This is a genomic window from Cohnella caldifontis (assembly GCF_029360585.1).
In the GTDB taxonomy this organism is placed as follows: Bacteria; Bacillota; Bacilli; order Paenibacillales; family Paenibacillaceae; genus Cohnella; species Cohnella caldifontis.
The window spans coordinates 61113-74508 of the sequence record NZ_JAQZSJ010000022.1; the positions used below are offsets into that span (position 1 = coordinate 61113).

General features: G+C 63.4%; 9 protein-coding genes and 1 pseudogene. All 10 read right to left on the reverse strand.

Annotated features, from left to right (window positions below; all coding sequences use genetic code 11):
• Positions 1-221: 221 nt before the first annotated feature.
• Positions 222-893, reverse strand: coding sequence for a tetratricopeptide repeat protein (locus tag PTZ19_RS22215; protein ID WP_276357831.1), 672 nt, complete (start codon positions 891-893; stop codon positions 222-224).
• A 101-nt stretch (positions 894-994) separates the two neighbouring features.
• Positions 995-2644, reverse strand: a complete 1650-nt coding sequence (locus tag PTZ19_RS22220) for a hypothetical protein (protein ID WP_276357832.1) — start codon at positions 2642-2644, stop codon at positions 995-997.
• Between the two features lie 39 nt (positions 2645-2683).
• Positions 2684-4798 (reverse strand): phage tail protein, encoded by a 2115-nt coding sequence (locus PTZ19_RS22225; RefSeq protein ID WP_276357833.1) that lies wholly within the window; start codon positions 4796-4798, stop codon positions 2684-2686.
• A 37-nt stretch (positions 4799-4835) separates the two neighbouring features.
• A complete protein-coding gene (locus PTZ19_RS22230; RefSeq protein ID WP_276357834.1) occupies positions 4836-7058 on the reverse strand; it encodes a putative baseplate assembly protein in 2223 nt (740 codons plus the stop codon).
• A 28-nt stretch (positions 7059-7086) separates the two neighbouring features.
• Positions 7087-10170 (reverse strand): baseplate J/gp47 family protein, encoded by a 3084-nt coding sequence (locus PTZ19_RS22235; RefSeq protein WP_276357835.1) that lies wholly within the window; start codon positions 10168-10170, stop codon positions 7087-7089.
• A gap of 17 nt (positions 10171-10187) precedes the next feature.
• Positions 10188-10589: a GPW/gp25 family protein gene (locus tag PTZ19_RS22240; RefSeq protein ID WP_276357836.1), complete on the reverse strand. Its 402-nt coding sequence runs from the start codon at positions 10587-10589 to the stop codon at positions 10188-10190.
• Between the two features lie 39 nt (positions 10590-10628).
• Entirely contained in the window at positions 10629-11351 is a 723-nt protein-coding gene (locus tag PTZ19_RS22245; protein ID WP_276357837.1) for a phage baseplate assembly protein V, read from the reverse strand.
• Complete coding sequence (locus PTZ19_RS22250; protein ID WP_276357838.1) at positions 11348-12445, reverse strand: phage late control D family protein; 1098 nt, start codon at positions 12443-12445, stop codon at positions 11348-11350. Before PTZ19_RS22250 ends, PTZ19_RS22245 begins: the two co-directional genes overlap by 4 nt.
• A gap of 7 nt (positions 12446-12452) precedes the next feature.
• Positions 12453-13079, reverse strand: a complete 627-nt coding sequence (locus PTZ19_RS22255) for a CIS tube protein (protein ID WP_276357839.1) — start codon at positions 13077-13079, stop codon at positions 12453-12455.
• A 59-nt stretch (positions 13080-13138) separates the two neighbouring features.
• Positions 13139-13396: pseudogene (locus tag PTZ19_RS22260) on the reverse strand (hypothetical protein); the annotation flags it as partial.

The window sequence follows — 13396 nt, forward strand, 5'->3', positions numbered from 1 at the left end:
AAGTCGGTCTCACAGACTTAAACCGGTCCTGCACCGGCTATTCGCAGCCATTAAGTCGGTCTCACAGACTTAAACCGGACCTGCATTAGCCGTGCCCAGCCATGAAGTCGGTCTCACCGACTTAAACCGGTCATGCACCGGCCGTGCCCAGCCATGAAGTCGGTCTCACCGACCTCACGCGGCTCCCCATCACCCGTTCAAAACCATCGTCCCCGAGAGGGCTACCGGCTGCCCTTCAGCAGGCTTTTCAGCGCCCATTTCCGTTCCTTGCGCTTCAAATACCGCGGCAGCGTGCCGTAGAGCGCTCGGCATTCCCGGAACGCGGCCGCGGCTTCGGCGGGTTTTCCCAGCCCGGAATACAGGCTGCCCAGCCGGTAATACGCTTCGCAGGATGAGGCGTTCATGTCTTTGAACGTTTCCAGGTAAGCCAGCGCTTTGGCCGGATCCCGCTTGGACCAGGCTTCCCCTAAGCGCAAATAGGGCTGGCCGAACTTGACGCGGGGGCTGATGTCCAGCGCCCGAAGCATATGCGCTTCGCCTTCTTCGAGCCGCCCCAGCGCCAGCTCGCAGGTTCCGAGATCGCTCCAGAACTCCGCCGAATGCTCCGATACCGATTGGATCCCGAGCAGGACGTCCCGGGCTTCCGCGTACTTCCCGCTTTCGATGAGCAGCCGGGCGAGCTCGTTTTTGGCCGATACGTCATGCGGGCTCAGGTGCAGGTGCCGCTTCCATTTGGCGATTGCGCTTCTTCGCTTGAAGGGCCGGACGAGGCTGGGAGACAAACCGATGAACCGCCTTTCCAGCGCGTACAGGACGACCAGCAGCACGAGAATCGCGAGAAACGGATTGCCCACCAGCCACCATAACAAGCCGAACAGGAAAAACAGTTTCACGGCCTGCCTCCTTCCTTATCCAGATTATTGTACCGCGAAAAATCGGAGCCGCGAAAGGGCGGGTGCAAAGTTCAGGTTCCCCCGGCCCCGTCGCCCCGAGCTTACCCTTCCTTCGACGATGCCGCTTCGGCCTCCGAATCCCAATCGGCTTGCTCGGCTTCCGCGGCGGTGCCGGGCAGCTTCTTGAACGCCCACCAGCGGATTCGCAGCTTCTCGGCCTCCGTGCCTCCGGCCAGCTTCATGCCGATGCGGAACGTGCCTTTGCCGGGATAAATCAACGTTCCGAATTTGACGCCGGGCAGCAAAGGCTCGAATTCCGTCCCTTTGAACACATCGGCCGAACCATAATAAACGCCGGCCTGTCCGGAGCCGACTGCCGCCCGCGCGTCCGGGATTTCCTCCAGTCCGGCCATCACCGTGACCTGGCCCTTGCCCAATCCGTGCACGATTTCATCGGTCACCCAGCTCCGCTGTCCGCGGGAGAACAGTCCCGACTTGGCGTTGCCGTCCAGCGGAACCTCGATTACGCCGGTGGCCATTTCATCCTGGATCGTCTGGGGCTTCGGTATGCCCAGTTTGAATTCGAAGGCGTTCCGGGCGTCGTCGTAGATCACGTCCAGCTCGGGGCTTCTTCCGTAGGGGACGTCGTAAGCTTGAGCCTCGGTATAGAAGCGGTTGTTCCCGGCCGCCCGCTGCGTATGGAGCAGCCTCTGCTGCAAGGAGGCGTTCGGAATGTACTCGCCGAAAGGAACCCGCTCCACCTGCTCGATCATATACGTGGGGCCCAACTGGAGCAGGCCGATTTTGGCCAGGCACACGTCCTGATCCGAGAAGCCTTCGACCGCCTGGTCCAACGTCCGTTCGTACCAATCCTTCAAAATTCGCTCCGCGACGGGGCGGGCGATGATTTCCGACTGCAGGCCGGCTCCCGCTTCGACGGGAACGCGGGTGTCACCGACGGACAGCTCCATGCCATCCGGCCGGAACGACACTTTGCCGAACGTGCCGGCACGGTCCGCCGTTTTCATACTGAACGTGCAGCGGTATTCGGTCTCCTGGCCGTCTCCCGGTTCCAGAAAACGGACGACGCCGTCTTCCTGCCCCAACAGCTCGAAGCCGTCGGTTTCGCAATGCAGGTTCAAGGAAATCCGAGGGGTTTGCAGCGTTTTTTCCACCACGAGCGTCACGTCGACGACTTCGCCGGGATTGGCGTACTTCGGCAGACGGGCCGTGATGCGGACGTCGGAATCCCGATACAGCGTGGCGATATCTTCCATCAGCCCGGCATGCTCGAACGAATCCGGAGCAGGCGCTTCTTCTTTGACGTACAGCCGGTACGATTCGAGAAACCGGTTGTACTCGCTGACTTCGTCGCCCCGCGCCGAAGCGCTGCCGACCGAATGCACGGGCTCGCGGCCCTTCTCGTCGTACGCGGCATACAAATAGACGTTCTTCTTGTACTCGTTGTTGGTGAACCCGTCGATCATCGACAGCTTCAGCGTGACGGGGGCGGGAATCACGATCTCGCGGCCCAAATAATCGAGCGCCACCCCGTTTTCCACGGTGATCGTTTTGTCGTCCACCGCCACGACCTGCATGCCCGCGACCACCCCGCTCCCGAACAACAGCCGGTTGAGCAGCCTGCGTTTGTCGTTGAAATACTTCTGCTCCGACTCGAAGTCCCGGACGGTCAGCAGCTTGCCGTAAAAATACCGATTCCTCTCGAACGGGTACATCCTCGCTTTTTTCACCGGTTCTCCTCCTTTGACTCCGTCAAACTCTTTTCGCCGTTATTCCAACTCGGAATCCATTTCCAGCCGGGTGTGGGCATCCATCCTCCGGTCCATGTCCCGTTCCGCGATCAGCGTATCGTTCGGCATCATCCGGTCCGGATGGAGCGTGAGCAAGGAAGGCTCGGCCAACGTCGTGTTCACGCCGAGGTAGGTATGCAAATCGAGGTACATCCACGGCTGCAGCCATTGAATCCGCGCTTGGGTGTACGCGGGCTTGTAGTCCTCGACGAGTTCCCGGAGCAGCACCCGTTCCTTGTCCGTCCGGGCTTGATCCTGATGGAGCAGCAGCGTGAAGGTGAACGGGTCTCCGGCGTACAAGTCGTCCGTCAGCCATTTAAGCTCCCCGGACTCGCGCATCGTTTTGTATTGGAACGGCTCCACGATGATCGGCCTGCGGCCGGTGAGCGTCTCGATCAAGATCTCGATGCCTCGCCGGGTTCCCCGGTAGCGATGAAGCTCCGGCGCCGCCCGGATGAGCCGTCGGACCCAATCGTCGCTCCAATGGTCGTCGCACGACAATCCGAGCCAGGAAGCCAGCCACCGAAGCTGCTTTCCGCCCGCATGCTCCGGATCGAAAAACTCCGCGGTGCGGTCGATCCGTTCGTCCACGCTGTCGAAGAGCGTACCGAACAGCGAGAGATACCGTTCGAGGAAATCGCGGCTCGTTTCCTCTTCCTGATAGACCGACGGAAGGTAAGAAAGCGGCGAAGATCTCGGAAAATACACGCGCAGCTTCCGGAGCGTCGGCGTCGACATTTCGCTGCCGATCCATTCCGCTTTTATCCATAAATATCGGCCTTTCGCCTTTAAAAACAAAGCATCGGCGGGATTGACCACCGGCGGCGACCATAGCGGGGACAACCCGGCCAGCTTTTCTTCGAGCGTATGGCCGTCGTGGGAAATCCAGTCGTCGATTTTCCAAGCCGAGCCCCGGATCAAATGCAAGTCCGAATCGGAGCTGTAATAGGACGCCCGGATCATCGTGCCGTCCGGAATATCCGCGTCCAGCGTGAATTTGTGCCAAACGGTCTCCGCTTCGGCGCTGTCGAACGCGAAGGAGAGCCACACGCCTTCCGGCGGTCCGTCTCCGCCGAGGCCCCTGACGCGCTGCTGCAGCTCGAGCACGGTCAGGGTACGGGCCTCCCGGCTGCGGATCACCATCCGATCCTGGCCGTCAACGGCCAAGCCGTCGGTTCGCCCCCGGAAGCCCCCGACGGGACCCAGAAACCGGCCTTCTCCGTCGTATTGCAAGACAAACCGGTCGTCTTCCTCGCCATCGTTAAGGCGCCGAGCATCTCCGACGTAGAAATTCCCCTTGGAGTCGGCGGCCAGCCCGGCGCACGGCCGGGGAGGAAGCTCGATTCGCCGCCGCAAGCTCCCGTCTCCGCCGAACGCGAACACGCGGCAGCCGGTTGCATCGAGCGCGTACACCCCTCCGCCGGGCGAGGGGTGAAGGAACAGCGAGGATCGCCAATCCGCGTCGGAGGCGGGCGGAACGATGCGGAACGAGTCGTCCGTCCACTCCGCTTCAAGCGAACCGGAAAACGTCAGCTTCAGGACGGCCAGCCGGATCCCCCGATCCGCATCCGCATCCGGCGACGCCTTCTCGCCTGCAGACAACACGTAAAAGAAGCGGTCGTCCGCCGCCGCGGCCGCGGGCATGTACGGCAGCCCCTCGATCTCGCTCCCGCTCCTGCTCCACCGGAGCTGGCCGCTGACCAGATCGAAGGCGGCCAGCCACGGTTCGCCGGAGGGGCTGCGGGGGTCGGCCGCGAACAGCGTGTCTCCTCGGACGGCCAGTTGACTCGCGGGCGACAGGAGCCCGTTTCCCGGCATGAACATCCGCTCCATCTGCCGGCTCCCCCGGTCGTAGATCCACAGATTGCCTTCGTCGTCCAGGATGATCAGACGGCCAAGCGAACCGACCGCGAATGCGGCGGCATCCCCTGCGCCGTCCAGCCCTTCCAGGGCGATCGTATCCAGCACCCCGTACTTTTGCCCCCGCTCCAGCGATACGCCGTCACGGGAGACGTCCAAGTTGCGCAAGACGCCTTTGCGGCGCCAATGCTCCGGCTGATTCACGGAAAAGAAAGCCGCCTCGTTCTCCGTCATTCCCTCACCTCCGCCGCGGATCGTCCCGCCCTAAAATTCACACTTGCGTCCGGCTCAGCAATTCGATCCGGTGCCTGCCGGAATAAACCAGCCCGTTCGGCGGCAGCTGAATGTCGCCGCCCGCGTTTTTACGCGCGTATCGTCCCTCCGCGTCCAGCCACAAATCCAACACGTAGGCGACGCCTTTGATGCGTCCGATCGCGCCGTAAATATCGCCTTTGTACACCGTGCGTCCGAACGGCCACCCTTCGATGCCTTCCGCGGGGCGGTCGAGCGGCGACAGCAGCCGGTTCAGCGCCGCCGCGATCCGGTGCGCCTCGTCCATGAAATGGGGCTCAACGACCACGACGGCGTGAACCGTAACGCGGATGTACTCCGGTGCGGCAGTATACAGTTCCGTCGTGATCATCCGGCGATCGTCCAGGTGCCGCGCCACCGTAGCCAGGAATCCTCGGCTCGGCTTCGGCGTAAGGCCGGAACCCTCGGGTACGACGACGACCGTCACCGCTCCCGGCGATTCCGGCTTGCCCGGCGCGAAGTCCGGGATCACGTGCACCCGCGCCACGCGCAGCCCCGGCGTAGACTTCGCGATGCGCGCGTAGTCCTCGTCGGTGACGGCGCAGTAAGGCGTCCGCCATTCGTCGGCCGCCCGCTCCAGGCAAGCCTGGAGCGTCTCGCCTTCCGTTCCTCCGGAAGCGTAGCCCGGATTCGTCACCGTGAGCCCGAGGGCTCTCTGCTCCGGCGAAACCCACTGCGTCAGCAGGCCGGGCTTGATATTCCCGCGCTCTCCGCCGCCCAGCCTGCAGGCGATGATGCGCAAATTCGGGGAATCGTGCGCGGATGGGATGGCTCCGCGTTCGTCGTCGCCGAACCGGAGCTCCCCCGTGTCGGGACGATACGTGAAATGGCGGTCCAGCGGACCGGAGCGATCGAAGCCGCCCACCGATTGCCAGTCCTCCCACACCCACTCGTCCCCGTCAGGGACTCCGACTTGGATCCGCAATCCGTCCGACCAGCGGCATGGCACGTCGTACAGCCGGAAGATTTGGTTCGGCAGCCCGTTGCTTCGCCCGAACAAGCTTAACGCTTCGAATTCCGGTTCGATCGCGATCAGCCGGATATTGGCCGTCCCTTCCGGCGGAACGGCTCCGTGCTCTCCGTCCCCGAACCGGATGACCGCCGCTCCCGCGACTCCGCCGCGGGACACGGCGAACCGCCGGTCTCCCGGACCCGCTTCTCCGAGGTCGGACGTCTCGCGCCAATCCCGCCAGCGTCCGTCCGCCTCCCGCACCTGCACGGTCAGACGCCCGTAACGCGCCAGATAGCCTTCGGTTTCCAGCGTAAAGCCGGGCGTGCCCGGGCTGTCGAATTCCCGCGTCTCGCTGAGCGTGTTTTGCTGCCGGACTTTCACCGTATTGAGCAGCAGCCGGTCGATACGGGGCGGCCGCTCGTATCCCGGTTCTTCGACCGTGCAGGAAATCCAATAGCGGGGCTTGTCCGCGGCGGGGTGGACGACGACCGGTTTCATCGGGCGGGTCAGCCGGAAGGAAACGCGGCCGCCGTAGGACAGGTGCAGCGTCTCGTCCAACTCCGGCTGCAGTTCGATCCAGGAGGCGGCTTGCGCTCCTTCCTCCAGTGCATAAGCCCTCCAGACGACTTTCGCCGACGGAACGACCATCGACCGGTCGGGCGCGGCTTCGCCGTCCGCGTCGTCCGCGAGCCGGACCGACAAGGCGATCGTCTCCCCGGGTTCGGGCTCCCGGTCGAACGCGACGTACATCGCGCTGCCGGCCGAGGCGTCCGGCCCGAAGGCGTAAAACGCCGAGCGGCCCCCGGTGTTCGACGCCGTCCGGTCCCCGACCTCGCGCTCCGTACGGGTCACGATCCGGTCGATGGAGAGGGGGAGCAGGCGGACGGCTTCGGCGGTTTCGAAGATTTGATCCTCCGCCAGCAGCTTCGATCCCGCAGGCAGCATCAGCGGTTCCTTTACCTGACCGATCACCGCCACGGTCTCGGCGGAAACGGCTTCCCGCGGCGTCACGCGCAGCAGGTCGAGGAACTTCCGCAAATTCCGCTCCGGAATCCGGCTCAAATAAAACTGCTGCATCTCGCTCAGCCAAGCGAACAGCTCGAGCATCGTGATGCCCGGATCGTGCGCGTTCTCGTCGGTCCATTCCGGAAAGCGCTGCGGGATGCCCCGCCTCGCTTCCTGCATCAATCCCGCAAAATTCCGGTCGTCCAGCGGCAGCCGGGGCAGCATCGTCCGCCCTCCTTTCCTTCGTTCCGGTTCAGTCGGTCTCTATCATTAAACGATGGGCTCCGGAGGTCACGATGCCGTGAAGCACCTCGCGCAGCCGATCCTCGGGAATTTCGGTCCGTTCCCCGTTCTCGGCTTTCACCACGCCCAAATGCAGCTTGTCCACGCGCTTGACCCCGGGAACCGACTGCAGCAGGCCGTAAAACACCGAGACGTGAACCGGCTCCCCGATGTCCCACCCGTTGCCGTCCGTCCGTCCTGCGGCCGGGTCCAGGAAGCGGTTCAGCCGCCGGAGACACTCCGCCTCCGCCGGCAGCATCCGTTCGGGCGAATCCACCACGACCGTCGCGATCACCGAGATTTCCAAAAACGCGGGAGCGATCACGCCGAACCGGCCGGTTCGGCCGACTACGTTCGGCAGACGGCGGCGGAGCGCTTCCTCCAGCCTGCGCTTCGTCTCCGGGAAAAACGCGGAGGCGCCGCCTTCTCCCGGCGTCAGAACCGCCACGGTCAAATGGCCCGGCGCCGTCTCCAGCCTCGCGTTTCGTCCCGGCAGGCATTTCACCTTCAGCACGCCGGGCTCGAGCTCCCGAACCACCCATTCCACGTCCGCCGCCGAGATGCCTCTCCCCCGGTGCTTCAGCGCATTCGGACCTCTCCGCAGCGCGTCTCCGATCGGCTCCGCCCCGCTTCCGCCCGCCGCGGGAGCCGGGTTCGCCACCCCGCCGACGAACGCGATCGACTGCATCAAACCCGTAATCTGCATCGCGCCGGCATTGCCCCGAGCGCCTTCCGTCACCCGGTACGTGACGCGGATTTTATCGCCGCCTTCTTGCGGCGGGACGCGTCCCCTCGTGCCGTCGCCGAAAAGGATCAACCCGGAAGCCGAGTCCAGCACGTAATGGCGGTCGTCGGGACCCGAAGCGGAAAACGCCGATACCGGCTCCCACCTTACCCACAACCGTTGGACGCGGCCTTCGCTGTCGCGGTAAATCTCGTAACGCTCCAGCTGCCGTTCGGACAAAGCCGCAAGCTCGTGCTCTCCGAACGCGCCGGTCTCGTCCACCCACACCTCATGCCCGATCACGGGAGCCGCCGACAAACGGAAGCCGTCCTTCCCCTTCTCCGGGTATTCGTCCCGGATCGTGCGCCTCTGCACGACGGGAACCGCGTTCCGCCGCACCGCCTCCGCCACGGGGGTCGCGGCTCCTTCGGCTCCGTAAACGCCGTCGCGGTTGACCGCCCGCAGCCAGACGCGCTCGCGTCCGAACAGCCGCGCGGGAGCGAGCGAAGGCGGGCCGGCGAATTGCAGCATGCCGGATTCCGTGAACCCCATCGTTTCGTCCAGCGTTTTCAGGGGGATCCAGGACCAACCGCCGCTTCCGCGGACATACGCCTCCCATTCCACCCAAGGCGGATTCCCGTCCGCGGGGATCCGGCGTCCGAGCGTGAAATGCAGCCGGATCGGCCCTTTCACGGGCGGAACGTCAAAGCCGAAATAGACGGAAGGAGCCGGGGCCGGGATCGGCAGGAAAGGCTTAAACGCGGCCCCCCCTTGCCGGGTCGCGGCGGTGACGTCCGCCATTTCCGCGTTATTCAGGACGAAAGCCGTCTCCGGAACGAGCGCCGCCGTATCGTTGTAGGCATACGAGAACCGGAGCCCCTCCAGCCACGGGCTCATATAATCGACGACCGGAGCCGTGACGGGATCCGTCATCATCACGCGGACCCGAAGCCAGCGGTCCTCCCTTCCATTCACGAAAGCGGGAGCCAGGTCATCCGGGCACGGAAACTCGACCTCGCAGTCGGACGCCTCCTCGGTCAGTTCCGCGAACAGGCCTTCGTAGCGGCCGCTTTCCGGAATGCGCATCCAGTTATCGCCGTTCCAGTACTCCCAGATCACCTTGCGGACGTACAGCTTCGGAGCCGGCTTCGGCTCGAAATCGGCGGTGCGCATGATCATTTTCCAGCGGATTTCCGGATCCGGTCCGGTCCGGAGCGAATTCGCGACGTTTTTCGCCCGGAAATTCAGGCGAAGCCGGCTGCCCCGCTTGCTGAGCGCTTCCGGGCAGGCGGCGTAAAACACCGAATACGGGACGAAATGGGGCCCGAACGGATGAAAGCCGGTTCCGTCGAGCTCCGTATCGTTGAAATACAGCTCGGCGGGGGAGATGCCCGTATCGTCCCGCTCCGCGTCGTGGACGGCCCTCATCGTCAGCCGATCCATCTCGGGGACCGAGTCCAGGACGGGCGAACGGCCATGGCCGGACCGGACCCGGCAGCGGATCCACCGCCCCTCCACGCCGTTCACTTTACCCGATTCCGAAGGTCCGGGCGTCGTTTTGCGCAGCGTCACTTCGTTCCCTTTCGCCGAAATTTCCTCGAACGGGATCCACTCGGCCCCCCGGGAATAGGACCATTCCAACGCGTCCGAACGTCCCATGACGGCGGCGAGGTCGTCTTCGACGTAACGTTTTTGCGCATTGTGCCAGCGCAGCGTCAGGACGGCTGGACGGTCGAGCAGCAGCAACTCGTCGTGCCGGATATAGAACGCGTGCTCCTGCAGATTGTCCCCCTCTACGGAGAACAGCGGCACCGCCGGCGCCGCGTCCGCGCTCAGCGCGTCCTCGTAGCGATCCGCGGCGAGCACGATGCGGTCGCGCCCGGGATGCACGTTGAGGAGGTCGATCAACCTTGCCGGCGAGACGGCCAACGGGCTGTCCGTCTCGAACGGGAGGTCGTCGCCCCCATCCTCGGCGGGAGCGGTCAGCATGGTGCCCGAGGGGACATACACCGTTTCGCGGACGCCTTCGTTCAGCTTGAACACGACGTACGTCCGGGCGGGGCGGGCCGGCTGCAGGCGGATGCCGAGCCGATCCAGGAAGGCGATGAAATGGTTCATCGGCACTTGGTTCAGCCGGTTCACGTTCTCTTCCAGCATCTCCGCGGCCAGGAAGAACAAAGCCGTTCCCGCGTCCGGATCTTCCGGGGAGAACCGCCATTCCGGCGTATAGTGCGGAACCATCGCTTTCATTTGCCGAATGAAGTCCGGCATCGTTCTCGCGTCGATCGCGGGCGGCCCGTTGTCACCGCCCCGTCCTGCCCATGCTTTCATTCCGCCGTCTCTCCCGTTTATTTCGTGCCTTCTTCCAGATAGAAGGGGTATACCTGGTTAAACAAGTTGTTCGTCGAGCGGACGACGTAGCTCACGTTCAAGGTCAGCCTGCCCGACAAGGCGTCGTCCGCCGTAGCCTCGACTTCGACGTCGGTGACGCGCGGCTCCCAGACGGTGATCGCTTCGCGGACGTCGGATTCGATCAGCCGCAGGGACGTCTCGTCCATCGTGCCGAACGCGAACTCCTTCAGCCTGCAGCCGAAATCCGGCCGCATGACGCGTTCTCCTTTGGAGGTCATCAGAATGATGCGGATCGCATCGGCGATGTCCTCTTCGCCTTCCGACATCAGCACGCGTCCCGTCGTCGCGTCGACGGAAATCGGAAACTTCCACCCCCGTCCCAAAAACGGCGCGTTCATCCTCTTCCTCCCCTTTCCCGCGTCTTGCCCGCCAAACGCTTAGTTGATTTTGACCAACGAACCTTTGACGTTCAAAATCCCGCTCGATTCGAGGTTCAGCTGCGCGCCGGCCTTGATCGTCATGTTCGCCGTCGCCTCGATATTGAGCTGGGTGCTTTTGATGGTGACGCCTTTCGTGGACTCGATCTTGATGTCGCCTTTGTTGTCGATGGTGATTTTGTTCGTGCCGGATTTGATCTCCACGGTGCCGGCCGAGCTGCCGGTCAGGGTGACGGACTGCTGGTCGTTCTTCGTGCCGATGGTGATTTTCTCGTTCTGATCGTCGATGATCATTTGAATCCCTTTGACCGTTTTCAGCGTGACCTTGCCGGCGTTGTTCGTATCGTCGAAAATGAGCTCGTGTCCCGCCCTCGACCGGATTTTGCGAAGGTTGTTCTGATCGTCCTTGGCCGGCGGCTTCTTGCTCTGGTTCCACAGGCAGCCGATCACGTACGGTTGATTCAAATAGCCGAGATGAAAAGCGACCAGCACTTCGTCCCCCACTTCGGGGATAAACAGCGTACCCATGTTGTTGCCCGACATCAGCGACGCGATCGGCACCCAGTCGGTCTCGTGCTCGTTCTCGCGAAGGGGGAATTTCAGCTTGACCCGTCCCAGGGCATCGGGATCTTTGTTATCGGTAACGGTCGCGACCATGACGCCGTTCACGGTGCCGCTTCGGCTGCCTCCGGAATCCCGCTCGCCGTCGAAATCCAGCCTCATATCGCGTTCCCCTCCACCGTAAACGTCGTCGTGTAACCCCGATTGTCGATCGTGTGCGAGACCCCGTTCATGACCAGGGGCTGGTTGAACTTCGGCCCGAGCCCTTCCAGCTTGATGTGCCGGCCGGCCCGCAGCTCCGGAAGGCCGACGCATTCGCCTTCCCCGCTGATAAGCCCCATCGCGCGTTCGTTCAGCATCGAGTTCGCCAGCGTCTGCGCTTCCGCTTGGGTCTCCACGTCGCTGTATACGATCTCGACGAGATGGCTGGACAGCGCCCCCATGATGTCTTTGCCGGTCTTGCCGTTCGTGCCCACGATGTTGACCGTCTGGGACTCGGCTTGGAACGGCACCCGCGTCTTGGGGTCGGTCCCGCGCACGATGATTTTGCTGACCTGGTTGCTGATGTCCACGTCGGTCGAGTAGCTGCGGAGATTTTTGCCGTACATCAGCGTGATGGCCGGGCTGGCGGACGGATTCGGTTTGCGGAAATACAGCTTCTGGCCGAGGACGAAGAAATCGTGGTTCACTTCTTTGGCCAGCTGCTGCAGAAAATGGTAATCGCTCTTGCGGAACTGCTCGATCGTCGGCTTCGGCGTCATCGTGTCGTCGACTTGCAGCTGCAAGCTGTATTTTCCGCCGATTTCCTTGACGACGTCGCTCACCTTCTTGTTGTGCCACAGGTTCGATTTGGCGCTGCGCATCATGAGGAAAGATCGATCCATTCCCTGCACCGATACCGTCGGCTGGCCCGAGGAAGGGTAATCCAGCGAAATGCCGGTGACGATGCCGTCGAACACTTCTTCGAGCTTGTCCTTGTAGCCCATTTTGACGACGATCGTTTTGCCGACCTCGAGCAGCGAGCCTACCCAGTTGAAGGAGCGGGACACCGCGTTATAGGCGTTCTCGATGCGCAGCCGGACCGAATCGGCTCTGGCGCCGGTCGAAGTGTCCACCCGCAGGGACGACACCGCGATGCTCTGCATCGTCAGGCTCTGTCCGTCGATGAGCACGTCGAAGGCGGGCGCGAAAAAATGGCCGTATTTCCGCTCGAGCTCGTCGAACGAGTAGGTTGCGGTGTTGAACGTTATCGCCATGACGGCCTCACTCCAGCCTCGGGATGACGAGATTGCGCCCGACGGGCAGCCGGCGGGGATTGTCGATGCCGTTGGCCTCGGCGATCGCCCGCCATTGGGACGGATCCTCGTACTCTTCGGCGGCCAGCATCCATAGCTGCTCGCCCTGCTTCAGCGTTTTCTGCTTCGTCCGGTCCGCGCTCTGGCGCGGGACGTTCTGGTATTGCTCCAACATCGTCTGCAAGGATCGGAAGGTCACGTTGAGCGTCGCGCGCACCGGCAGGCCGGAATCCAGGAACATCGTGAAACGCTGCTGGACCTTCTCCGCCACCCCTTTGAAATCCAGGGAGCCCCAGACGAAACGGCAGGTCGGCGGCGCGTGCAGGTCGCGGTCCACGTTCAGGAGTCCGGTGATTTTCGAGGTGTGCGCGCGGACGTCGGTCCCGGCCTCGTAGGAATCGAAAAACAAGTCCATCGTGAGCGTCGTCGCTTCCCCGCTGACGAACTGCCCGATCGGCGACTGCAGGCCGGGGATCGTCTGCCAGGCGAACTGGTTGCCGGACTGCAGGACGTATTCGTTCGGGTTGAACAGCACGTTGACGGTTTCCTGGGAGCTTCCCTTGATGATGATGATTTTGGCTTTCGACAGCGCCACTCGGCTCGTTCCTCCTTATCCGTGCGCCTGTCCGGCGGCGGGGCGGGGCAGGGCTTCCGTTAGTACCCGCGAAGCCTCTGCTCGAATTTCATGCGCTTCATCAGCGCGGTGTAGACTTTGTCCGCCAGCTGCTCGGGATTCAGCTGCGGCAGCTTGCTCAGCGCCTGCTGCAGCTGTTCCGCGTCGATCGCCGGCGTTGCCGCCGCGGCGGCTTGGGCTTGCGGCGGCGCGGCGTGCGCGGCCTGCGGCGGGGCGGCGGCTGTTCGGCGCAGCTCCATCGCGGCCGACGCCGGGCCAGGCGAGCCGGCGGCGCTTGG

What these genes read in the sequence shown, in the direction of transcription:
- PTZ19_RS22225 (WP_276357833.1), bottom strand. Translation starts at nt 4,798, where the DNA reads ATGACGGAGAACGAGGCGGCTTTCTTTTCCGTGAATCAGCCGGAGCAT.
- PTZ19_RS22245 (WP_276357837.1), bottom strand. Translation starts at nt 11,351, where the DNA reads ATGAGGCTGGATTTCGACGGCGAGCGGGATTCCGGAGGCAGCCGAAGC.
- PTZ19_RS22250 (WP_276357838.1), bottom strand. Translation starts at nt 12,445, where the DNA reads ATGGCGATAACGTTCAACACCGCAACCTACTCGTTCGACGAGCTCGAG.
- PTZ19_RS22230 (WP_276357834.1), bottom strand. Translation starts at nt 7,058, where the DNA reads ATGCTGCCCCGGCTGCCGCTGGACGACCGGAATTTTGCGGGATTGATG.
- PTZ19_RS22235 (WP_276357835.1), bottom strand. Translation starts at nt 10,170, where the DNA reads ATGAAAGCATGGGCAGGACGGGGCGGTGACAACGGGCCGCCCGCGATC.
- PTZ19_RS22240 (WP_276357836.1), bottom strand. Translation starts at nt 10,589, where the DNA reads ATGAACGCGCCGTTTTTGGGACGGGGGTGGAAGTTTCCGATTTCCGTC.